Origin of the sequence: Roseobacter sp. GAI101 (genome assembly GCF_000156335.1) — a bacterium.
GTDB lineage: Bacteria > Pseudomonadota > Alphaproteobacteria > Rhodobacterales > Rhodobacteraceae > Sulfitobacter.
The window spans coordinates 772,692-795,803 of the sequence record NZ_DS999213.1 but is presented as its reverse complement, the minus strand read 5'-3'; the positions used below and the strand labels follow the sequence as shown (position 1 = coordinate 795,803).

The 23,112-nt window shown below is 60.0% G+C and carries 18 protein-coding genes; 7 read left to right on the top strand and 11 right to left on the bottom strand.

The genetic code is table 11. The features are described from left to right. Positions 1 to 64: 64 nt before the first annotated feature. Entirely contained in the window at positions 65 to 1,921 is a 1,857-nt protein-coding gene (locus RGAI101_RS22090; protein ID WP_008225665.1) for a Hint domain-containing protein, read from the top strand. 148 nt (positions 1,922 to 2,069) lie between these two features. Here RGAI101_RS22090 and RGAI101_RS03705 read toward each other — a convergent pair whose 3' ends face one another. Further along, positions 2,070 to 2,684: a nucleotidyltransferase family protein gene (locus tag RGAI101_RS03705; RefSeq protein WP_008225308.1), complete on the bottom strand. Its 615-nt coding sequence runs from the start codon at positions 2,682 to 2,684 to the stop codon at positions 2,070 to 2,072. A gap of 37 nt (positions 2,685 to 2,721) precedes the next feature. Next, complete coding sequence (locus tag RGAI101_RS03700; RefSeq protein ID WP_008225968.1) at positions 2,722 to 5,130, bottom strand: GcvT family protein; 2,409 nt, start codon at positions 5,128 to 5,130, stop codon at positions 2,722 to 2,724. Between the two features lie 163 nt (positions 5,131 to 5,293). Here RGAI101_RS03700 and RGAI101_RS03695 point away from each other — a divergent pair, with 163 nt between their 5' ends. Together RGAI101_RS03695 and RGAI101_RS03690 are read left to right on the top strand one after the other, a co-directional pair. Beyond that, positions 5,294 to 6,634 carry a DUF2254 domain-containing protein gene (locus RGAI101_RS03695; protein WP_008226656.1) on the top strand — a complete coding sequence of 447 codons (1,341 nt, stop codon included), beginning with the start codon at positions 5,294 to 5,296 and terminating at the stop codon, positions 6,632 to 6,634. A gap of 90 nt (positions 6,635 to 6,724) precedes the next feature. Continuing rightward, on the top strand, positions 6,725 to 9,145 hold the full coding sequence (locus RGAI101_RS03690; RefSeq protein ID WP_008226415.1) for a GcvT family protein: 2,421 nt from the start codon (positions 6,725 to 6,727) through the stop codon (positions 9,143 to 9,145). A gap of 90 nt (positions 9,146 to 9,235) precedes the next feature. Here the strand turns inward: RGAI101_RS03690 and RGAI101_RS03685 are convergent, their stop codons facing one another. Further along, positions 9,236 to 10,543 carry an HlyC/CorC family transporter gene (locus tag RGAI101_RS03685; protein WP_008229255.1) on the bottom strand — a complete coding sequence of 436 codons (1,308 nt, stop codon included), beginning with the start codon at positions 10,541 to 10,543 and terminating at the stop codon, positions 9,236 to 9,238. Positions 10,544 to 10,617: 74 nt separating this feature from the next. Here RGAI101_RS03685 and RGAI101_RS03680 point away from each other — a divergent pair, with 74 nt between their 5' ends. Beyond that, positions 10,618 to 11,436, top strand: coding sequence for a metallophosphoesterase family protein (locus RGAI101_RS03680; RefSeq protein WP_037228975.1), 819 nt, complete (start codon positions 10,618 to 10,620; stop codon positions 11,434 to 11,436). Here RGAI101_RS03680 and RGAI101_RS03675 read toward each other — a convergent pair. The 3 genes from RGAI101_RS03675 to RGAI101_RS22085 are packed head-to-tail and all read right to left on the bottom strand — an operon-like array spanning position 11,373 to position 14,046. Beyond that, positions 11,373 to 12,347: a site-specific tyrosine recombinase XerD gene (locus tag RGAI101_RS03675; protein WP_008229028.1), complete on the bottom strand. Its 975-nt coding sequence runs from the start codon at positions 12,345 to 12,347 to the stop codon at positions 11,373 to 11,375. The two genes, RGAI101_RS03680 and RGAI101_RS03675, sit on opposite strands and share 64 nt — an antisense overlap. Further along, entirely contained in the window at positions 12,347 to 13,897 is a 1,551-nt protein-coding gene (locus tag RGAI101_RS03670; RefSeq protein WP_008225675.1) for a hypothetical protein, read from the bottom strand. Before RGAI101_RS03670 ends, RGAI101_RS03675 begins: the two co-directional genes overlap by 1 nt. Beyond that, a complete protein-coding gene (locus RGAI101_RS22085; RefSeq protein ID WP_008225633.1) occupies positions 13,897 to 14,046 on the bottom strand; it encodes a hypothetical protein in 150 nt (49 codons plus the stop codon). The genes RGAI101_RS03670 and RGAI101_RS22085 overlap by 1 nt, the downstream gene beginning before the upstream one ends. Positions 14,047 to 14,125: 79 nt before the next feature. Here RGAI101_RS22085 and RGAI101_RS03665 point away from each other — a divergent pair, with 79 nt between their 5' ends. Together RGAI101_RS03665 and aroB are read left to right on the top strand one after the other, a co-directional pair. Further along, complete coding sequence (locus RGAI101_RS03665) at positions 14,126 to 14,722, top strand: shikimate kinase (protein ID WP_008228126.1); 597 nt, start codon at positions 14,126 to 14,128, stop codon at positions 14,720 to 14,722. Next, complete coding sequence (gene aroB / locus RGAI101_RS03660) at positions 14,715 to 15,830, top strand: 3-dehydroquinate synthase (protein WP_008227742.1); 1,116 nt, start codon at positions 14,715 to 14,717, stop codon at positions 15,828 to 15,830. The genes RGAI101_RS03665 and aroB overlap by 8 nt, the downstream gene beginning before the upstream one ends. Positions 15,831 to 15,914: 84 nt before the next feature. Here the strand turns inward: aroB and RGAI101_RS03655 are convergent, their stop codons facing one another. Beyond that, complete coding sequence (locus RGAI101_RS03655; protein ID WP_037227290.1) at positions 15,915 to 16,433, bottom strand: single-stranded DNA-binding protein; 519 nt, start codon at positions 16,431 to 16,433, stop codon at positions 15,915 to 15,917. Positions 16,434 to 16,633: 200 nt separating this feature from the next. Here RGAI101_RS03655 and RGAI101_RS03650 point away from each other — a divergent pair, with 200 nt between their 5' ends. Then, positions 16,634 to 17,218 (top strand): lytic transglycosylase domain-containing protein, encoded by a 585-nt coding sequence (locus RGAI101_RS03650; RefSeq protein WP_037227287.1) that lies wholly within the window; start codon positions 16,634 to 16,636, stop codon positions 17,216 to 17,218. A 28-nt stretch (positions 17,219 to 17,246) separates the two neighbouring features. On the opposite strand, the gene RGAI101_RS03645 is transcribed toward RGAI101_RS03650, so the two are convergent. The 4 genes from RGAI101_RS03645 to RGAI101_RS03630 all read right to left on the bottom strand — a co-directional run bounded on the left by RGAI101_RS03645 (position 17,247) and on the right by RGAI101_RS03630 (position 23,088). Beyond that, the gene (locus tag RGAI101_RS03645) at positions 17,247 to 19,337 is read right to left on the bottom strand and encodes a dipeptide ABC transporter ATP-binding protein (protein ID WP_008225303.1); all 2,091 of its coding nucleotides are present in this window, start codon (positions 19,335 to 19,337) and stop codon (positions 17,247 to 17,249) included. 97 nt (positions 19,338 to 19,434) lie between these two features. After that, positions 19,435 to 20,901, bottom strand: a complete 1,467-nt coding sequence (locus RGAI101_RS03640) for an ABC transporter permease (protein ID WP_008228166.1) — start codon at positions 20,899 to 20,901, stop codon at positions 19,435 to 19,437. 15 nt (positions 20,902 to 20,916) lie between these two features. Continuing rightward, the gene (locus RGAI101_RS03635) at positions 20,917 to 22,002 is read right to left on the bottom strand and encodes an ABC transporter permease (RefSeq protein WP_008226118.1); all 1,086 of its coding nucleotides are present in this window, start codon (positions 22,000 to 22,002) and stop codon (positions 20,917 to 20,919) included. Between the two features lie 282 nt (positions 22,003 to 22,284). Next, positions 22,285 to 23,088, bottom strand: coding sequence for a helix-turn-helix transcriptional regulator (locus RGAI101_RS03630; RefSeq protein WP_008225670.1), 804 nt, complete (start codon positions 23,086 to 23,088; stop codon positions 22,285 to 22,287). Positions 23,089 to 23,112 lie beyond the last annotated feature (24 nt).

Below are 23,112 nucleotides of genomic sequence, written 5' to 3'. Positions count from 1 at the left end.
TACCGATACATTCTCGGATTACCAGAACGACCAGCCGACAGTCACCAACCCGCTGACCGGTGCCGTGACGGCAAACCCGTTCTTCGGGACCGGTGATCCCAACAAGGACGACGGCCGTGACTTTGTCGATGGCGGTGCCGGAAATGACACGATCCGGACGGGCGACGATGCCGACACGATCTTTGGCGGGACGGGCGATGATTCCATCAACGCCGGTATCGACGACGACGTCGTAAGCGGTGGCGACGGAAATGACAGCATCATCGGCAGCCATGGTTCCGACACGCTTAAGGGCGACGATGGCAACGACACGATCTGGGGCGGCTTCGGTCCGGAAGGCATCGCTGGCGTCACGGATGAAGTCATTGACGCGACCGATCCGCAGCCCAACAACGGCAAGGATCTGATCGAAGGCGGTGCCGGGGACGACGTTCTATATGGTGAAGACGATGACGACACCATCTTTGGCGGGGCCGACAACGACTATATCGACGGCGGCATTGACGATGACAGCCTGGATGGCGGCATGGGCAATGACACCATCCTTGGCGGTCAGGGCGACGACACCATCATCGGTGCGCAAGGCGAAGACGAGATTGACGGCGGCGATGGCAACGACTCCATCTTCGCGGGCAATGACAACGACAGCGTGCAGGGCGGTGCCGGCAATGACACGATCGATGGCGGTCAAGGCGACGACACCATCGACGGTGGTGACGGCGACGACTCCATTGCGGGTGGCTTTGGCAACGACAGCATCCTCGGCGGTGACGGCAACGACACGATCTTTGCAGCGGGCGACAATGACACCGTAGACGGTGGCGATGGCGACGATTCAATCAGCGGCGTGCGCGGTAACGACAGCCTGTTCGGCGGTGAGGGTAATGATACCATCGACGGCGGCGAGGATAACGACACAGTCGATGGCGGTATTGGCAACGACAGCCTGCTGGGTGGCTTTGGCGACGACGACCTGACGGGGGGTGACGGCGACGACACCATCCAGGGGGGCGGGAACAACGACACCATCCGCGGTGGCGCTGGCAATGACAGCATGCGCGGCGATGACGGAGAGGACACGTTCCTCGATGTCAACGGTGGCGATACCATCGACGGTGGCAGCGGTTCCGACCCAAGCGACTATGACGTCATCGACCTGACCGGTTCGCTGAACGGGGGCGGGTACCGTCTTGAAAACATCACCCCGGATAATGATCCCGGTGACACGATCGACGGGGACAGCCGGAATGACGGTTTTGACGGTACCATCGTCTTTACGGATGCCGCCGGAAACGACACGGGACGTTTGGATTTCACCAACATTGAAGCGATCATCCCCTGCTTTACGCCCGGAACCCTGATCGCGACGCCGAAAGGCGAACGCAAGGTAGAAGAGCTTGAGGTCGGTGATCGCGTCATCACCCGTGACAACGGCATCCAGGAAGTGCGTTGGGTCGGTGCCCGCGAGATGAGCGGAGCAGAGCTTGCCCGCAGCGCGCATCTGCAGCCGGTCCTGATCCGCAAGGGTGCATTGGGAAACAACCTGCCAGAGCGGGACATGATGGTCAGCCCCAACCACCGCGTTCTGGTGGCCAACGACAAAACTGCGCTTTACTTCGAAGAGCGTGAAGTTCTGGTCGCAGCCAAGCACCTGACCGGTCTGGAAGGCGTTGATATCGTGGAAGTTTCGGGCACGACTTACATCCACATAATGTTTGATCAGCACGAGGTGATCCTGTCTGATGGCACATGGACAGAAAGCTTCCAGCCCGGCGATCTGAGCTTGGCCGGGATTGGCAATGCGCAGCGTACGGAAATCCTGGAACTCTTCCCGGAACTGGCAACGCGCGAAGGTGTGGACGGATATACATCTGCCCGCCGGACTCTGAAAAAGCACGAGGCGAAACTTCTCACGAGGTAAACGCCTCGGGCGAACAGGATGCGTGCAGGGTGTACGCCACGACATATGCAGCTGTTGCACGAGGGTAACCTTGTTCGTGCAAACCAAAACGGGGCAGGAAACTGCCCCGTTTTGCCAATTAATCAAATGGTTGCGGGGTAAAGCTTATCTAACGATGCGGGTTTTCGGCGCGCCAGGCAGCCCAGTCCTCTGGCGTATCCAGATCCCGCCGCGCGTGATCATCTGGCAACGGGACAAGCACGGTTTCATCTTTTGCGGATGAAACGATATCCCGCCCGCCAATGTCACCCGTGAGGCTGGCAAACTTCCCGAAATGCTTGGCCGCAAAGACGGTCGGGTGCCCCGGCTTTCCGCTTGCCGTAGCACCGCGCCAAATAGAATTATCCGAAGCAATGTCAATGGCTTGCAGGACCTTCCTAAGGTCATCCGAAGTCAGCTCCGGCAGATCCGCCAACAGCAACATGGCCGCTTCTGCGCCCTGTGGCAGCGCGGCAAAACACCGCCGTAATGACGCGTTCATCCCCTCATCCGCATCAGGAACGGGGACCTGCGCAACCGCCAGCCCCGCAATCGCGTCGTATCGGGGGTGCGGTGCGACAGGCAAGGCCACCAACACCGGCCCGTCTGTCACAGACAATGCCATCTCTGCCTGACGGCGCAATAACGGCTGACCGTCTACCATTTCCAACAGCTTGTCGCGCCCCCGCATCCGCGAGGATTGCCCGGCAGCAAGTAGAATGATCGGTATATTCAAGATATCCATGCGCCTAGATTAATCTGTTTAAACATGAACCGTAAGATCACCCGCGCATCCGCGTGCCTTCCGCGTCGAACAGCGGCATCGTGATCAAACGGGCAGGGCACATCTTGCCCAAAATCTCGATCTCGACCCGAAGTCCGTCACGCGCACTGCCGGTTGGAACGAACCCAAGGGCGATGGATTTCCCCGCGAAATGCGAATAACCGCCCGACGTGCAAAACCCCACCACCTGACCGTCATGCCAGATCGGCTCATAACCATGCACATCGGCGTCGATGCTATCCACCTCGAACGCACAAAGCAGGCGGGCGGGTCCGGTGGCATGCTCGGCCTCGGCGGCAGAGCGGCCAATGAAATCAGTTTCTTTCTTGAAGCTGATGAACCGGTCCAGCCCGGTTTCAGCGGCGGTGTAATCTGGCGAAAATTCAGACATCCAGCTGCCGAAGAACTTGTCCAGCCGCAAGGACATCATCGCGCGCATCCCGAAGGGCACCATGTCAAAGGCTTTGCCCGCGTCCCAAAGCGTCGCCCAAAGGCTGCGTTGATCCATCGGGTCGCAGTAGATTTCGAACCCAAGATCGCCGGTATAGCTGACGCGCTGGATCAGGCAATTTGCCATGCCGACGGTCATCTGGCTGACGTCCAGGAACTTGATCTTGCTGACGTCAGCGCGGGTGCAAGCCTGCAAAACCTTTGCCGCATTCGGCCCCGCGATCTGGAAGCCGGTACGTCTGTCCGAGATATTCTCGACCCGCACATCGCCTTGTAAATGCTGGGTGAACCAACGCATGTGAAAGGCCTGCGCACCGTAAGATGCCGTCAGTTGAAAGCGGTCCTCGTCCAGACAGGACATGGTGAAATCACCGATCAACTTGCCCTTCTCGGACAGCATCGGGGTCAGTGACATGCGACCCTGCTGCGGCACGCGCCCCGCCATGATCCGGTCAAGCCAGACCCGTGCATCCGCGCCCGTGACCAGATATTTCCCGAAGTTCTGCACCTCGTTGATGCCGACGCTGTCCCGCACGCCCGCGACTTCGCGTGCAACGGCACCGAACGCATCAGACCGGCGAAAGGATGGGGTCTCGAAGGTCGGCTCATCGTCCGTGGCAAAGTAGTTCGGCACCTCAAGCCCGTATTGCTGGCCCCAGACTGCGCCCATGTTACTGAAAATATCGTACATCGGCGTGGTGCGGTGCGGGCGTGCCGCTGGCAGTTCCTCGTTTGGGTAGGACACTGAAAACCGCTTTTGATAATTCTCGATCACCTTGGGCAGGGTGTAGCCGGGGCTGATCCAGTCGCCGAACCGTGCCACATCCATCGCCATCACGTCCCGTTCGGGTTCGCCTTCGACCATCCACTGCGCCAGCGTCAGCCCGACGCCGCCCCCCTGAGAGAACCCCGCCATCACGCCACAGGCCGACCAATAGTTGCGGACACCGGGCACAGGTCCAACCAGCGGATTGCCGTCAGGCGCAAAAGTGAACGGTCCGTGGATGACGGATTTGACCCCGGCAGTCGCCAGCACCGGAAAGCGTTTGTAAGCGAAATCAATGCTTTGTTCGATCTTGTCAAAGTCATCTGGCAACAGTTCATGCCCGAACCCCCATGGCGTCCCGTCGACCGCCCAAGGGCGGGCGGATTGCTCGTAGAACCCGATGCAAAGCCCGCGTCCTTCCTGCCGCAGATAACTTTCGCCGGCGGGGTCCATCACATGCGGGTGCTCGGCGTCGCGTTCGTAAATTTCGGGGATGTCGTCGGTGACGATATACTGGTGTTCCATCGGGTGCAGGGGGAAATAAACTCCCGCCATCGCCCCGACTTCACGTGCCCACAGACCGCCCGCGTTGATCAGATGTTCGGTGTGGATCGTGCCCTTGTCGGTGACGACATCCCAGGTCCCATCGGGGCGCTGGTTGGTCTCGCGCACCATGCAATGGATTTCGATCGTGGCACCGCCCATGCGCGCGGCCTTGGCATAGGCGTGGGTCGTGCCCGACGGGTCAAGATGGCCGTCGAGCGGATCATAAAGCCCGCCAATTATGCCCTCGAGGTTGGTGATCGGAGCGATCTTGGCGATTTCCTCTGGTCCGACGATTTCGGTGTCCAGCACCATGAAGCGGTGCTTGGCGCGCTCTGCCAGCAGCATGTCAAAGCGTTCCGGCGTATCGGCCAAGGTCACGCCACCCACGTGATGCAGGCCGCAGGACATGCCGGTTATCTCTTCAAGCTCCTTGTACAGGCGGATGGTATAGCCCTGAAGAGCGGCCATGTTCGTATCGCCATTCAGCGTATGAAAGCCGCCCGCAGCATGCCATGTCGACCCCGATGTCAATTCAGACCGTTCCACCAGCATCACGTCTTTCCACCCCAGTTTGGTAAGGTGATACAGCACCGACGCGCCGACAACGCCGCCCCCGATGACCAATGCGCGCGTGGTGGTTTTCATCAAAACATCTCCAAATTGGCTGGCTTTCGGGATCGTCGCAAGGGACCCGCATCAAGGCATGTTGGCCAGCGACAGGATATGTCGGATATGGACCTTGATCCTGATCGCGCAGGGGGCAAATCCTTTCTGGACAAAGGTATGGGGGCCACTAGATAACCCTGCTATGACATATGATCTTTTCATTCCCTCAACCCTGATCCGCAAAGCACGGTATTACAGCCGCAAACTATCGGTCAGGGTGGTGATCATGGGGATGCTCGCCGTGGTCGCGGTTGCCCTAAGCTCCTTTATAGAACACTGGATTCCGGAAAAGCTGGGCACGACCCTGACTGGCGAAGCCGCAGACCGGCTGTTGTCCATCATTGCCAACGCCATGCTGGCTGTCACCACCTTTTCGCTGAGCGTCATGGTGTCGGTGTATCGCAGCACCTCGACGCAATGGACACCGCGGGTCCATCGGTTGATCATTCAGGATTTGACCACACAAAACACGCTGGCCGTGTTCATCGGGGCCTATGTCTATGCGCTGATCGCGATCATCATGCGCGAATTGGGCGTGTTCGACGACAAACGCGCCTTTGTCCTGTTCATCACCACTGTTCTGGTGCTTGTGCTGATCGTGTTCTATCTGGTCCGCTGGGTCCTGCATCTGCAAAGCTTTGGCAGCCTGATCGACACCTCGCGCCAGGTCGAGGAAGAAACCCGCCAGATGTTCCGTGAACGCCTGGACAATCCCTGCCTTGGGGCGAACCCGCTGATCGACCCCATTCCCGACAGTGCAGAGGCGATCAAGTCAACCGAAAGCGGTTATATCAGGCATATACATCCCGAAGCGCTGAATGCGGTCGCGAAAAATCACGGCGTGAACATCTATCTGCTGCGCAATATCGGTGCCTTCGTTTTCATCAACGAACCTTTGGTCAAGATCGACCAGATCGGTGACCCCGTGGACGATGAACATGATGATGACAGCCTGCGCGCAGGCATCAATAGCAGCATCATTCTGGGCGATGTCCGCAGCTTTGACCAAGACCCACGCTTTGGCCTGATCGTCATGGGAGAGGTCGCTTCGAAAGCGCTGTCACCGGGGGTCAACGATCCCGGCACGGCGATCGATGTGATCAACCGGATCGGACGCATCCTGACCGATTACGAGGATGAAGTCGCGCGGGATCGCGATGAGGTTCTGGATCATATCTTCGTCGAACCCCTTGATCCGGCTGATCTTATCCAGGATGCCTTTGGCGCATTGGCCCGCGATGGCGTGACGGTTGTCGAAGTTCAACAAAGGCTGCAGGCGACGCTTAGCGGGTTGATGCACCATCCTGACAAGGGGTTGTGCAAGGCTGCCCGCGATGCTGCCGAGAAACACCTGAGCCGCGCGCTGTCCGTGATCGTTTTCGAACCTGACCGCGATCAGCTTTTGTCCAGCGCCTCCAAACAGGTGCGCGAGACATTGAAGGAACAACAGGTCAGCCGCGCCAATTTGCCAGCCTTGTCTTGATGGCGACCGTTTCTGTCGGTTTTCGGCAACCAGCGGCCGATTGCGCAGGCCAGACTTGGGGCAATGTAAATTGTCAGCGGAAACCGAACCATGCGCACCCATGCCCAAGCCGTCGTGATCGGGGGCGGCGTTATCGGCTGCTCCATCCTGTATCATCTGACCAAACTGGGCTGGACCGATGTGGTGCTGCTGGAGCGGTCAGAGCTAACATCGGGGTCAACCTGGCACGCGGCAGCCAATATCCACGGGCTGCATGACAACAACAACATCGCGCGGATCCAGAATTACACGATGGATCTGTACAACGCGCTCGAGGCCGAGACCGGCCAAAGCTGCGGCGTATTCCAGCCCGGCAGCCTGTATCTGGCCCAGACCGAAGCACGTGAACATCAGCTGCGCCTGCAAGCCGCCAAGGCAAAATACTACGGGCTGAACTTTCACGAAGTCACCCGCGACGAGGCCGAGCGGTTGCACCCGCTTGTCGATTATGACGGCATCCGCTGCATCATGTTCGAACCCTCGGGCGGCAATGTCGACCCGTCCGGTGTGACAAATGCCTATGCCGCAGGGGCACGGCAGAACGGGGCCGAGATCATCCGCTTTTGCCCTGTCACCGGGACCGAACAGCAGCCGGACGGGTCGTGGATCGTGCGCACAGACAAAGGCGACATCGCAACGCAATGGATCGTGAACGCCGCCGGGTTATGGGGCCGCGAGGTTGCGGCGATGGCGGGGCTGACCTTGCCCCTGCAACCAACGGAACATCAGTATTTCGTCACCGAAACCATACCAGAGATTGCAGGTCTTGACCGCCGCCTGCCGTCGGTCGCGGATCGTGACGGCGAATACTACCTGCGTCAGGAAGGCAAGGGGCTGTTGGTCGGGGCCTATGAAAAGGACCTGCGCTTCTGGGCCGAGGGCGGGACGCCGCTTGGCTTTGGGCACGAACTGTTCGCCGATGATCTGGAACGGATCGAACCCAATATGATGCGCGCGATTGACCGCGTGCCCGCCGTGGGGACTGCTGGCATCAAACGGGTCATCAACGGCCCGATGATCTGGTCGCCCGATGCGAATGTGCTGTTTGGCCCCGCAACGGAGCTGCGCAACTATTTCTGTTGCAACGGGATCATTCCGGGCTTCAGCCAGTCGGGCGGTATGGGCCTTCTGGCCGCCGACTGGATCGTCAGCGGCGAATCCCGCTATGACATGTTCGCCTGGGATATGGCACGGTTCGGCGATTGGGCCGATGCGGCGTTCACCAAGGCGCGGGTTCGCGACCAATATGCCAACCGCTTCAAAATTCACTTCCCGAACGAGGAACGCGCCGCAGGCCGTCCGGTGCGCACGCGCCCGGTCTACGAGACCCAGAAACAGATGGGGGCCGTATTCGGGCTGAACTATGGCTGGGAGCATCCCTTGTGGTTCGCCGACACGCCCGGCACGGCGGATACGGACGGGTTCACCCGGCAAAACTGGTGGGGTCCGGTGGGTGAGGAATGCCGGATGCTCCGCGAAAAGGCGGGCATCATCGACATTTCCAATTTCGCAAAATACCGCTGTGCGGGGCCCGGCGCGGAAGATTGGCTGAACAGCCTGTTTGCCAACACGATGCCCAAGGCGGTGGGGCGATCCTGCCTGACGCCGCTGATCGGGGTGCGCGGCGGGATTGCGGGCGATTTCACCGTGACGCGTATGGCCGAGGATGAGTTCTGGATCATCGGATCGGGCATGGCAGAGCGCTATCACCAGCGGTTCTTTAACGCGCTGCCGCTACCCGACGGCACCATATTCGAAAGCCGGACCGTCGACATGTGCGGCTTTAACGTCGCGGGCCCCAAATCCCGCGAGATGTTGCAGCGCCTGACGAACACGTCGTTCGAAACGGCTGATTTCCCCTTCATGCGATCGAAATGGGTCGAAATGGCAGGCATCCGTGTGCTGGCCCTGCGCGTGTCCTTTACCGGTGACCTGGGTTGGGAGCTACACTGCGCCACCGAAGATCAGCCGCAGCTTTATGCCGCCTTGCTTGAGGCCGGGCGCGATCTGGGGGCCGGACCTGTCGGATCGCGCGCGCTGATGTCCCTGCGGATCGAGAAAGGATATGGATCATGGGGCCGCGAATATAGCCCCGAATACTGGCCCCAGGAAGTCGGGCTGGACCGGCTGTGCAAGCTGGACAAGGAATTCCTGAACAAGGCGGCAGTAATGGATGTGCTGGAGAAGCCTGCGCGCGAAAGGCTTGTCGTGCTGGCACTGGATGCGGATGCGACGGATGCGTCAAACGCAGATGCCACGGGCGGCGAGCCGATCTTCAAGGACGGCGTCGGTGTCGGGCGCGTCACCTCTGGGGCCTATGGGTACAGCGTGGGCCAGTCCCTTGCCCTTGGCTTTGTGAAGGGGATCGCAGCGGGGCAGCGCGTCGAGGTGATGGTCTTGGGCCGCGCCCATGGTGCGGTCGTGCTTGAGGCGGCTCCGTTTGATCCGGAAGGGATCAGGCTGCGGGGGTGATGCGTCAGTCAGGGGGCGGCAGCCGCCAGACGAATCAGGACTGGGGGCCAGCCCCCAGACCCCCGGGATATTTAAGAGCCAGAGAAGGGATCAGAGGGGTCGGATCTTGAGCTGGGTGATCCGGTTGCCTTCGCGGGCAACCACCTCGAAGCGGAAGCCGTGGAACAGAAAGACCTGACCAGGGGTGGGGATCATCTGTGCTTCGTGGATGACCAGACCGGCGACGGTGTTGGCTTCATCATCGGGCAGATCCCATTCCGTCGTGCGGTTGAGGTCGCGCAGGGTCATGGCACCGTCGACGAAATATTGGCCGTCTTCGGCCTTGGTCACCCCGTGATCCGCATCGGGGTCGAATTCATCGGTGATTTCGCCCACGATTTCTTCGAGGATGTCTTCGAGGGTGATCAGGCCCTGCAAAGAGCCGTATTCATCGACCACGAGTGCGAAATGCGTGCGCCGCCGCAAGAACTGGCGCATCTGTTCGTCCAATGTCGAGGTTTCCGGCACAAAATAGGGCTTCATCGCGACATCGGCGATTTTGAAATCCTTGAGCGGGGTCGTTTCGCGCTCGGAATCTCCGATGCGTTTGTACATCGCACGCAGCAAGTCCTTGGCGTGGATCACGCCGATGATGTTTTCCGGATCGTCACGGTAGACGGGCAGGCGGGTGTGGTTCGATTCGAGAATCTGTTCGAGGATTTCGGAAGGGTCATTAGCGGCATCGATCATCTCGATCCCCGACCGGTGGAGCATCACCTCTTCCACCATGCGTTCGCGCAGATCTAGCGCACCCAGAATACGGTCGCGGTCTTCCTTTTCCACCAGCCCTTCGGAGCGGCCAAGTTGCAACGCGCCGTCGATCTCTTCGCGCACAGCGAGGATGTTGCTGTCGGGGTCGATCGTTACGCCGAACAGGCGCAGGATGCCGCGTACCAGAAAGCGGACGGCAGCAACCATGGGGCTGAAAATCGTCACGATGAACGAAATCGGGCGCGCCACGAGGGCGGCAGCCGTTTCGGCGTTGGTGATGGCATAGGTTTTAGGAAGCACCTCGGCGAAGATCAGCACCAGCAATGTCATCACCAGCGTCGCCAGCGCCACACCGGATTCGCCCAGCAACCGCGTGAACAGGGCCGTCGCCAGCGAGGTTGCAAGAATGTTCACAAGGTTGTTGCCCAGCAGGACAGACCCGATCAGCCGTTCGTTATCCTCGGTGATCTTGAGCGCGCGTTCGGCACCCTTGGAGCCCTTGTCTGCCTGGGCGCGCAGCTTGCCGCGTGATGCCGCCGTGAGCGCGGTTTCAGAGCCGGAAAACAGTCCAGAAAGCACCAGAAGACAGAAAATGATACCGCTGCTGATCCAGAAAGCGCCGTCAAGCATTGCGGGGGCCGTGTCCATTTGCGAAAATACCTTATGCGATTGCTGATATTCTTATGGGTGTCCGCGCGGTTTCATTCAAGGGAAAGAGCATGATGAAACACCTAAGTTTGGGACAGCTTGAAGGGCCCGTGTTGGTGTTCGGGGGGCCGTACTCCAATCTTCAGGCAACCCGGGCCGTGATGCAGGTGGCGCAGGCGCGTGAAATTCGGGCCTCATCCGTAATCTGCACCGGCGATATCGTCGCCTATTGTGGCGATCCGGGCGAGACACTGACCTTGGTTCGGGACGCAGGGGTCGCTGTTGTTGCCGGCAACTGCGAAAAGCAGCTTGCGGCAGGTGCCCAGGATTGCGGTTGCGGGTTCGAGACCGGAACGACCTGCGATCTGCTGTCGGCCGGGTGGTTTGCCTATGCGTCGGCACAGGTAAGCCAGGATCAGCGGATCTGGATGAACCAGATCCCGGATGTGCTGAGTTTTGAGCAGGGGGCCAAGCGGTATGCTGTGATCCATGGCGGAATGACCGAAATTGCGCGGTTTATCTGGCCCGGTTCAGAACCGGGTGCGCTGCTGCAGGAATGGTCTGCGGTTGAAGCGGCCATCGGGCCGGTAGACGGGATCATCGCAGGGCATTGTGGAATTCCGTTTGTCGCGTCGACCCCGAAGGGGGATTGGATCAATGCAGGCGTCGTCGGTATGCCGCCCCATGACGGGGCACCCCAAACGCGATACGCAATTCTGGACAAGGGCGCGGTGACGTTTCAACGGCTTGACTATGACGTGGCGGGTGCGGTGGCCGCGATGACGCGCGCCGGCCTGACCCAAGGATATCACCGGGCGTTGCTAACCGGTTATTGGCCGTCCGAGGACGTACTGCCCTTGGACTTACGCGCCGCCGCTTTGGCCAGCGGGTGATTTTCCAGCACCAGCTCTGACAGCCGCGCCTCAAGGACATGAGTGTAGATTTCGGTGGTGGCAACATCGGCGTGGCCCAGCATGGTCTGGATGGCACGCAGGTCGGCCCCGTTGGCCAACAGGTGGGTCGCAAAAGCGTGGCGCAAGGTATGGGGCGTGACCTTAGACGGGTCGACACCGCCAGCGACGGCGAATTCCTTGATCATCAGATAGAACCGATGGCGCGTGAGATAGCCTGCGACCCCGCGCGAGGGGAACAGGAATCGCGAGGCCGGTTGCTTTTTCGCCTGGGCGGCGGCGTCAATCTGATCGCGGGCGATAAGCCAGTCGGTCAGAGCGACGCGGGCAGGCGGGGACAGGGGGACCAGACGTTCCTTGTTGCCCTTGCCCATGATCAGCAAAAGCCGCGGATCGCCACGTGTAGCGCTGACTGGCAGGCTGACCAGTTCGCTTACCCGCATGCCGGTCGCATATAACAGCTCCATCAGGCAAGTGTTGCGCAGTTTTTCATGCAGGTTGCGGCCAGACCCGCGCGCGGCTTCAAGCAGGCGGTCAACCTCATGTTCGGACAGAATTTTCGGCAGGCGTTTATCCTGTCCCGGCCCCGAAATCTGAATGGCGGGGTTATCGCTGCGCCAGCTTTCCTCAAAGGCGAAGCGATAAATTTGCTTGATCGCGGAAAGGCGCCGCGCCCGTGTCGATTTGGCCAGCCCCTGGGCATCACACCACACCAGATAGCGTTCGACGTCATCGCGGGTGGCGCGGGCGAAATCCAGATGTCGACCTGCCAGAAAGCTGTCAAAATCTTTCAGGTCACGCCCATAGGCCAGCTGGGTGTTGGTCGACGCACCAAGTTCGGCGGCCTGGGCCTCCAAAAATGTGGAAATCCAGTGGTAGGTGTCGCTTTGCATCACCCGCGCTCCAGCAAGAGCGCTTGCAGGCTGGCCCGGCGCGCAACATCCTCAAGCCCCAAGGCGCGCAGGGTGGACAAGGCATCGCGCAGGGCGGCTGTATCCCCGCGCGCGCCTTCTTCGAGCAGAGCAATCGTGTTGAGGATTGCGGCCCCAAGCTGGCCGTTTTGCGCAGCGTTGATCAGCGCCACACGTGGGGTCGGGTTGGTGAACGCGCTGGCGATACCGGCGGCATGGGGCATGTCAGGGATGGCAGTCGGGGTTTCGCCCTGCGCAATGACCATCATGAACGCCAGTTCAGCGTTGAGCGCATCGCCCGAAGCGACACTTTCATAAAGCGGGGACAGCAGCAGGATCCGGTCGCGCAGCACGGCGCTGGCCCCGTCAAGGGCAACCCTCTGCAAGGCCTCGGCATAAAGCGACGCAAAGGTGACCTCGAGTTCGGCCTCTTGCATTGCGCGCCATGCCGGACGCAGGGTTTTGTCAATTGCTTCAACGCTTTTTGTGCCAATGGCGGTGTCGAACCGTTGCAGGGCCTCGACGCGGTCCCAGATGCCCCCCGATGCAGCGGCTTCGCGGGCGGTGTAGATCCCAAGAAAACGGTTGTCGGGCAGCGCGCCGGTTCGGGTCAGCCGTTCGGCGGCGTCAAGCTGCGCTTTCCAACCGGCGATGTCGCGCAGGTCAGCGACCGCATAGGCGGGTGGCAGGTTGTGGGTCGGCAGCGGCTCTCCGATGGCCTCGAACATCCGAAAACTCAGGGGGGACATCTTGCGCGGGGCGGGCAGCGGCGGCATGCCTTCGAACAGATCAGGGTTCAGGAACCGGTCCAAGAGCGCCAGTTCCGGGGCCGGCAACAGTTCCAACGCCTGCGCCGATCCAAGGGTCAGCGCCGCGTTTTCCCATTGTCCCGCCCGCGCGGCACATAGAATGCGCACCCCGTAATCCGATGATAGGTACGGTTTCTGGGTCAGTAGCTGGCAACCGCGATCCTCGATCCCCAACAGCAGACTGATCTGCATCCACAACCCGAAATGATCCGGAGAGGTGGCAACACCGGCCTGTTCAATCAGGGACAAAGCCGGGTCCAGCGCCCCGGTCTCCATCAAGGCTTTGACGCGGGTCAGTGCCAACAGATCGCCTTGCTTGGCTGTAGCCTGGGGTGCCGTCGCTTCGGCCAGCAGCAATGTATACAGCAACGACCGCGCTGCGGGCAGGTGCAGATCGGGCAGGGTCTCAATCAACCGGGTGATCGTGGCAGTCTCGCTGCCCTGCCAGATATCCTGCGGCAGACCGGTCACCGATGCGGGCACCAATCCGATGGCGCGCGGGCTGCCTTCGGTCAGGGGCGTGACCGTCACCACGGGCGGCAGGGCCGATGTTGCCACCGCCGTTTCGGCCGGTTTGGACGGCGTGACGTTTTCGGGAATCGCCCTTGGCTTTTCGCCGAGCCAGTCAATCACCGACAGGGGCGCATCTTGCGTGGATTGCGCAAGCGGCAGACCGGGCAGGCCCAAAAGGCACAGCACCCCCAGATGCCGCAGCACGTGCATTATTGGCCTTCCAACGTGACAGGTTCGCGGATTTCAATCTGCGGCGGGGCAAATTGTGCGCCGAAAAACGGGCCCACATATGCATAAATTGCAAGCCCGATAAACCCGATGATCATAAGGTAAATCAAAAACTTGATCAGTTTGCCCATAAGTTCTGCCTGCTTTCAGTCGCATATTTTCTTCATCTATATATGGCCTTTTCCGTAAGATCACGTCATTCAGATAAAAATGAGCGGATTTGAGCACACCACCACCGATCAGGCCCCGAGCCCGACCAATTACCGTCTTAAAAAGACGGTCGTTCTGGTCGGTATGATGGGGGCTGGCAAGACCGCAGTCGGCCGCGCGCTGGCGCTGAAACTCGGGGTGCCGTTCCTTGACAGCGATCACGAAATCGAAGCAGCGGCGAACCTGACCGTGCCCGAAATCTTTGAGCGGGACGGAGAGCCGTTCTTTCGCAAACGCGAATCCGAAGTGATCGCGCGCCTGCTGGACGAAGCACCCGGAATCCTGTCGACCGGTGGCGGTGCGTTTCTGGCGCAGGTGAACCGGTCGAACATCTCGACCAAGGGCGTGTCAGTCTGGCTTGATGCGGATCTGGACCTGCTGTGGAACCGTGTCAGACACAGGGCGACCCGGCCGTTGCTGCGCACGCCCGATCCGCGCGCCACGCTTGCCGAGATATTCGAGGCCCGCGTTCCGATCTATAAATTGGCCGATCTTTCAGTGGCATGCAAACCGTCCGTGTCGATCGAAGCCATGGCGAACCGGGTGATCCAGACGCTTCTGACCCGACCGGATGTATTAGAGAACAATGATGCGTGAAACAGTCCATGTCGCCCTGCCGGGGCGTGAATATGACATTCTGATCGGTCCCGGTCTGCTGGCCGAAGCGGGCCACCACATCGGCCCCTTGCTGCGCCGCCCTCGTGTCGTGGTGATCAGTGACGAGACAGTCGCAGCGCTGCATCTGGATGCTTTGCGCGCAGGCCTAGCCACGGATGGCATCACGCTTGAGGCTCTGAGCCTGCCCCCCGGAGAAGCGACGAAATGCTGGGCGCAACTAACCCGCTGCGTCGATTGGTTGTTGGACCAGAAGGTCGAGCGCAACGATGTGGTCGTGGCCTTGGGCGGCGGCGTGATCGGTGACCTCGTTGGGTTTGCCGCCGCGATCTTGCGCCGTGGCGTGCGGTTCGTGCAGATTCCCACGTCCTTACTGGCGCAGGTCGACAGTTCGGTCGGCGGCAAAACCGGCATAAACGTGGCACAAGGCAAGAACCTTGTCGGGGCTTTTCACCAGCCGTCTCTGGTCTTGGCCGACACGGCCGTTCTGGGCACGCTTGAGGCACGGGATTTTCTGGCTGGCTATGGCGAGGTCGTGAAATATGGCATGCTGGGCGACGCCGGGTTCTTTGACTGGCTTGAAGATCAGGGCCCGGCCCTGGCCGCCGGTGACATGGCCGCACGCGTCGAAGCGGTGCGCCGGTCGGTCCAGATGAAAGCCGATATCGTGATGCGCGACGAGACAGAGCAGGGCGAACGCGCACTGCTCAACCTCGGGCACACATTTTGCCATGCGCTGGAATCGGCGACAGGCTATTCCAACCGGCTGCTGCACGGCGAAGGCGTCGCAATCGGTTGTGCGCTGGCATTCGAATTATCCGCGCGTCTGGGACTGTGCGCCCAGGAAGACCCCAGCCGTGTGCGCGCACATCTGAAAACCATGGGCATGAAGACGGACCTGAAAGACATCGACGGCGATCTGCCCGGTGCCGAAACGCTTTTGGACCTGATGGGACAGGACAAGAAGGTCGTGGATGGCGAATTGCGCTTTATTCTGGCCCGCAGCATCGGAGACGCCTTTGTAACCGGCGACGTGCCGCGCGACGTGGTGCTGAAAATGCTGGCGGAAGCGCTGGCAGACCGCCGCTGATCCCCGACCATTGAATTCGAGCATGACCCGGACATGAAAAAGGCGGACCGAAGCCCGCCTTTTGACATTTGTTGCGCCTGAAAATCAGAACGGGATTTCGTCGTCCAGATCACGCGATGATCCACCACCGCCGCTTGAACTGCCGCCACCCGATGCAGGGCCGGAATCGTAGCCGCCGCCGTATCCGCCCGGATCGGACGGGCCGCTGTCATAGCCGCCACCGCCACCGCCACCGCCGGAACCACCACCAGAGGGACCGTCCAGCATGGTCAATGTGCCACCGAAACCCTGCAACACGACTTCGGTGCTGTAACGGTCGGCTCCGGACTGGTCCTGCCATTTGCGGGTCTGCAACTGGCCTTCGATGTACACTTTCGATCCTTTTTTCAGGTACTGTTCCGCGATGCGCACCAGACCTTCCTGAAAGATCGCCACGGTGTGCCATTCGGTCTTCTCGCGACGTTCGCCCGTATTGCGGTCTTTCCATGTTTCGGATGTCGCGATGCGCAGGTTGCACACTTTTCCGCCATTCTGGAACGAACGCACTTCGGGATCGCGCCCCAGATTGCCGATAAGGATCACTTTGTTAACTGAGCCGGCCATAATGCCCCCTGTCTGCCTAAAGGTTGTCAGGCCCGCGCGAATCCCACGCAAGCCCTCGGTTGGCCGACGTTATACCGAGGGCAGCCTGCGAGAAACAGGCATAAGCGGGGATAACCCGAATTGTCATGTTGATTAATAGGTGGCGGTGTGCGCTGATTTCGGTATTGTCCGGCGAATTGGAACAAGGGGCTGGAGGCCGCATGAGAAAACTGCTGATCACATCGCTGTGCTGTGTCTTTGCCGGCGGGGCACCGGCTACTGCCGATGTGTTTTCCACCAAAAGCAGGTCCAAGCTTTTCGCCTCGCAGAAAAAGCTGCTTGATACCCGCGCATCCAAGCAATACGCGTCCTCAGTCCGGTTGCAGCCGCAACGTGTCACGACGCCCACCAAATGGGACGTGCCCAGATACAACGGCAAGTATCGCGGCGAATACCACAGCATGGCCCGCGACGCCGCGCGCCGGCACGGTATTCCCGAAGATTTGTTCTTGCGGCTGGTGCAGCAGGAAAGCGGCTGGAACCCCGGTGCCAAGTCCCATAAAGGGGCCATGGGATTGGCCCAGTTGATGCCTGACACTGCGCGGGTGCTGCGCGTCGACCCCAAGGACCCCTATCAGAACCTTGATGGCGGTGCGCGCTACCTCAAGATGCAATTTCGTGACTTCGGAACATGGAACCTCGCATTGGCCGCCTATAATGCGGGACCGGGCGCGGTCAAGAAATACGGTGGCATTCCCCCGTTCAAGGAAACCAAGAATTACGTCAAAGTGATCGCGGGCCTCTAGCCGCGTTCACCGAAAAGCCGCGGCAGAGTCATTCTGCCGCGACGTTCAATTCGATCACCGGCTCCATCTCGGCCAGTTGCGCATCGCTCAGGTGGCATTTCACCTGATGCCCTTCGGCCAATGTCCGCAATTCCGGCACCACAGTCTCGCATTTATCGCCCCCGACCTGCGCCTTCCAACGGCAGCGCGTCTGGAACGGACAACCGGGCGGCGGGTTCATGGCCGACGGCACATCGCCTTCAAGCACGATATGCTTTTTCTTTACCCGCGTGTCGGCGATGGGCACCGCAGACAGCAGCGCTTCGGTATAGGGGTGGTAGGGCGGCGAAAACACCTGATCCGTGGTTCCCAGTTCGACCACATGGCCCAGATACATCACCATCACACGGTCGCTCAGATACCGGACGATGCTCAGGTCATGGCTGATGAACAGCAAGGTGGTCTTTTGTTCGCGCTGAATTTCCATCAGCAGATCGGTCACGGCGGCCTGCACGGATACATCCAGCGCCGACACCGGTTCATCCGCCACGACAATCCGCGCATCCCCTGCAAAGGCGCGCGCAATCCCCACACGTTGCTTTTGCCCGCCGGATAATTGCCGTGGCATGCGTCCGGCAAATTCACGTGGCAACTTGACCAGATCCAACAGCTCCAACATGCGCTTGGTGCGGTCCTTGTTGTTCTTGCCGATCTTGAAAATCTCGAGCGCCCGGATGATTTGCCTTCCCACGGTCATCGACGGATTCAACGTATCGAACGGGTTCTGGAACACCATCTGGATATCCGCGACATTCTGCGTCGTGCGGTCTTCGATCGGGACATTGCCGATGTCCTTGCCATCCAGCAGAACCTGACCTGCGGTCGCAGTCTCAAGCCCCATCAACACCTTCGCAAAAGTGGATTTGCCGCAGCCCGATTCCCCGACAATCGCCAATGTCTCGGATTCGCGCGCCTCAAAGCTCAGCTCCTCATTCGCCTTCACCACCTTGGTGGCCGACCCGCCGAACATCGAATTCGCAGCGACTTCATAATATTTCTTCAGCTTGTCCATCTTCAGGACAACCTCGCCGATTTCGCCCTTCTGCTTCACATCGGCCAACTCAAGCGGCGCTTTCCAGTCGATCTCCTGATACTTGAGACAGCGGGTGGCGTGGCGCTCGTTGCCCGGCACATCCTCCATCATGATCGGACCCTGGTCACAGCGCCCCGCCTCGAAATAATCGCAGCGCGGGCCAAAGTTGCAGCCGTCCGGCCGTTCATGGGGCAGGGGAAAGTTGCCGGGAATTGCGATCAGCGGCCGTGCATTCTTGTCGGCACCGGGCAAGGGGATCGACCGGAACAGCGCCTGCGTATAGGGGTGCTGCATCTCGTCGAACACGTCCTCGATCGACCCGCGTTCGACCGCTTCGCCGGAATACATGACACAAATCCGGTCACAAGTCTCAAGGACCAAGCCAAGGTTGTGGCTGATAAACAGCATCGACGTGCCGTATTTGCGCCCCAGATCCTTGACCAACTCGACAATCGACGCTTCGACGGTGACGTCCAGCGCCGTGGTCGGCTCATCCAGGATCAACAGGGCAGGCTCGGACATCAAGGCCATGGCAATGACGATCCGCTGCTGCTGCCCTCCAGAAAGCTGATGCGGATAGGCCTTCAGGATGCGTTCGGGGTCAGGCAGCTTTACATCCGTCACCAACTGCAGCGCGCGGGCGTAGGCGTCTTTCTCCGAGACCCCGGCGTGGATCATCGGCACTTCCATCAACTGTCGTCCGATCCGCATCGCCGGGTTCAACGATGCCATCGGCTCCTGATAGATCATAGCGATCTGGCTGCCGCGAATGTCGCGCAACTCCGCATCGCTCATCTCGCTCAGATCGCGTCCCTTGAACTTGATCGCCCCGCCGACAACGCGGCCGTTCACGCCCAGATCCTGCATTACCCCAAGGGCAACGGTGGATTTACCACAGCCGGATTCGCCCACCAAACCAACCGCTTCGCCCGGTTTGACCGAAACCGAAAAATCCATCACCGCCGGAATTTCCCTCAGACGCGTGAAAAATGAGATCGACAGCTTGTCGATCTCCAGAATAGGGCCGTCATATTCAAGCTTCGCCATGGTCCGTCTCCCTTGACCGGATGGAAGCAAACCCTGCTTCCAAATGGTCCAAAATCCCGGGGGTTCCGGGGGCTGGCCCCCGGTCCCGTCCTTTAAATCAGTCGCGCAAACTCTCTTCGCGCAGCCCGTCCGCCAGCAGATTTAGCCCCAGAACAAGGCTCAACAAAGCCAGCGCAGGTGCGATGGCGGCGTGCGGATACAGTGACAACAACCGGCGCCCGGCATTGATCGTCGTGCCCCAATCCGGGCTCTCTGATTCCAGCCCGAGCCCGAAGAACCCCAAGGTCCCCAAAAGGATCGTTGTGTATCCGATCCGTAGACAGAAATCGACGATCAGCGGGCCACGTGCATTGGGCAGGATCTCCCACAGCATGATGTACCACGGGCCTTCGCCACGGGTCTGGGCCGCCGCCACATAATCGCGGGTCTTGATATCCAGCGCGAGGCCGCGCACGATACGAAACACCGTCGGCGCGTTCACAAAGACCACGGCGACGAACACGACCAACAGGCCGGGCCCGATATCGAAAAGGTCCAGAAACGTCGGCAATCCGGGGATCTCATAGGTCAGCGTCTTCACCAAAGCCCCGTCATTCGAGATCATCGACAGGTACAGCCAGCCGATCACCCCCAATATCACGATCATCACCGGCGTACGCAGCGATGGTTGCGTATAAAGCCGTGAATTCAGCAGCACCGCCAGAAACACCAGCGGAAAGACAAACAACACAATCGCCATATAGCTGGGCAGGCCCGTCAGCACGATTTCGGGGGTAACCAGCAGATAAAAGATCAAGATTACCGGAAAGGCGAGGATCAGGTTCGCCAGAAAGCTCAGGAATACATCCAGCTTGCCGCCATAATATCCCGCCGGCAGCCCCAGGGTGATCCCGACCATGAAGGCAAAGATCGTGGCCATCGGCGCGATCTGGATGACCACCCACGACCCCTTAATCAGCCGGCTGAACACGTCGCGGGCCAGATTGTCGCCCCCCAGCAGGAACCACTGGTAATCGGCGGGCTCGGCGCGGGCCAAGGCGGTGCCGGGCAGTTTGTTCTTCATGCCGGACACCTGGCTAAGGCTGTCATGGGTGATCACCAGATCAAACACGCCGCCCAAAATGCCGGTGAAGACCCAGAACATCACCAGCGCGAAACCGATCATACCCACCGTGCTGTCAAACAGCTTGCCATACAAACCCAGCTTGCGCTTGAATTTGATCGACAGGGCAAAGGTCACGATCAAGGCGATCCAGACCGGCACGAATTGCCGGGACATGCCGCCGATGATCCCTGCACCGGTCCCCATTACGACACCTGCCAGCAGATACAGTACCACCAGACCCAATGAGGCGAAAAAACCATAGGCCCCGACCTTGCCAATCAGGCCCGTGATGCCTTGGTTCGCGGCCGCCACGCCGCCCGTGCCGATCGTGCGCACCCCTGCGGCAGGGATGAACGACAGCATGATCTGCACCACATAGGCCACTGCCATAATGCCGACGGCCAACCAAAGAACCGGGTTCAACCAGCTCATCGAGCCTGTCCATGTCAAAGCTTCCATGTCCTTGCCCTTTCTTCAGGTGATGCGGATGCGGGGGTTCAAAAACACATAGCCGATGTCGGAAATCAGCTGCGTGACCAGAACCACGATGACAGAGACGACCGAAACGGCCAGCAACAATTCGATGTCGTTGTTCGATGCCGCCTGCACCAGCAACCAGCCGAAGCCTTTGTAATTGAACAGGGTCTCGACGATGACGACGCCGTTCAGGAGCCACGGAATTTGCAGCATGATCACCGTGAACGGCGCGATCAGCGCGTTGCGCAGGGCGTGTTTCAAAACGATATCACTGAATTTGACGCCCTTCAGACGCGCCGTGCGGATGTATTGTGCAGTCATAACCTCGGTCATTGATGCACGGGTCATCCGCGCGATATAGCCCATGCCATAAAGCGAGATGGTCAGCACCGGCAGGAAGAAGTTCCAAAAGGTCGCATCATCCATCGCGCTGGTTGCCGACCCCAGAAACAAGGTCTTGCTGTCGATCCAGCCCCAGTCCGCCAGCAACGGCGACAGCCCGAAGCGCGACGACGCCAGCACGGCGATAAAGATCACCCCCGACACATATTCAGGCGTGGCCGTGGTTGCGATCGAAAAGGTCGACAGCGACCGGTCCATCCTGGATCCTTCGCGCATCCCCGCCAAAACGCCCACCACCAAGGCAGATGGCACCATCAGCAAAATCACGCACAGCATCAGCTTGCCCGTCAGGCCAAGCCGGGTCAGCACCGTCGGCCCAACGTCTTCCTTGAAGACGGTGGAAAAGCCCCAGTCGCCCTGGATCACACCGCAAAATCTGGGGCGGTCCTCCTCTGGCGTGCCGTCACCAAAGCAGCGGCCGAATACCTTGCCGTCTTCGGTTTCCGTGACCCAGCCCGGCACGACGCCCAGCCAGCGGCCGAACTTGACCGGGGTCGGGTCCAGATAACCACGGTTGCCCAGATAGCTTTCCACGGCTTCGTCCGACATGCGAAAATTTCCTTGGGTCTTGGCCAGCTTTTCAAGGTTGGGATAAAGGTTGGTCAACCAAAACACGATGAAGGTCAGGCACAGCGCCGTCAGCAGCATCACGCCCAGGCGGCGAAGGATGAATATTCCCATGGAACGTCCCTGTGGCTTGGCGGCGGGTTGATCCTGCCGGCATTTTCAGGCGCATGGCCCTTGTCAGAATTTCTTGCACCCCGGGCGCTGCTGTTCGCAGTCTTGATCGAGTGCCATGTCTCCCTTGATCTAATCCAGATTGCCTGAAAGGCGACTGTAAAAAACCGATCTGTCTTTCTTCTCAGGCACATGAGGCACCAGATCAGCCCGAAGGTCAACGCCACGATTCGACCTTTGGGGATATAAAAGCGACATCGGCCTGACACATTCACGACATGATGTTCAGGTTCTGGCCAGCTCTTCCTTGGGCGGGCGCAGCTTGCTGGGGGGATAACCGGTATGCTGTTGCATAAAACGGGTGAAATAGGCTGCCGATCCGAACCCGAGGTGCCGCGCGATATTTTGCGCGGAAAACGACGTTGTCATCAACAGGTCCCGCGCCGCATGGACGACGCGTTCGGTCAGGATATCCGCCGCAGTCTTGCCGGTCGACGCCTTGACCGCACGGGTCAGATGGGTGGGCGTCACGCCCAGCGTTTGCGCATAGACCGCCATCGGGGCCCCGGTGGCATAGCGGTCCGCGACCATCTGACAGAACCGCGCGCTAAGCCGCGCCCCGGCACTGCGTTTGTCCGGCACATGTTCGTCCAGCAGACACTGACGCCGTAACCAGACGGATATCAGCGCTGCATGCCCCTCAAGCGCATCTTGCACCAAAGGGCGCTGCGCCTGCTGTTCGCGTTGTGCCGCTTCGATCAGGCTGGTCAGGTCGGTTTGCGCCTGCACGTCACGTATCCGCAGGTGGCGCGGCATCTGGGGCAGGCGCAACGGTGCCCCGTCCGGAATCACGATGGCCTGACCATATCCCTGCCGCCCGATTTCAAGAGAGAACAACGCTTTTGCAGGGACAAAGATCGCGTTATGCGCGCCGACCCCGCGCCGCTGCCCGTCAAGTTGCAAGAGGCCCTGACCGCGTGTGATCCACATCAGCAGATGCGCCGGGCGATCATGACACAGGCTCAGCCGCCAGTCTTGCCCAAGCGTCAGCTGGGCCAGTGTTAACACTTTCACGGCACTTGGCATCATCGGTGCAGTTCATAGCCAAACTGA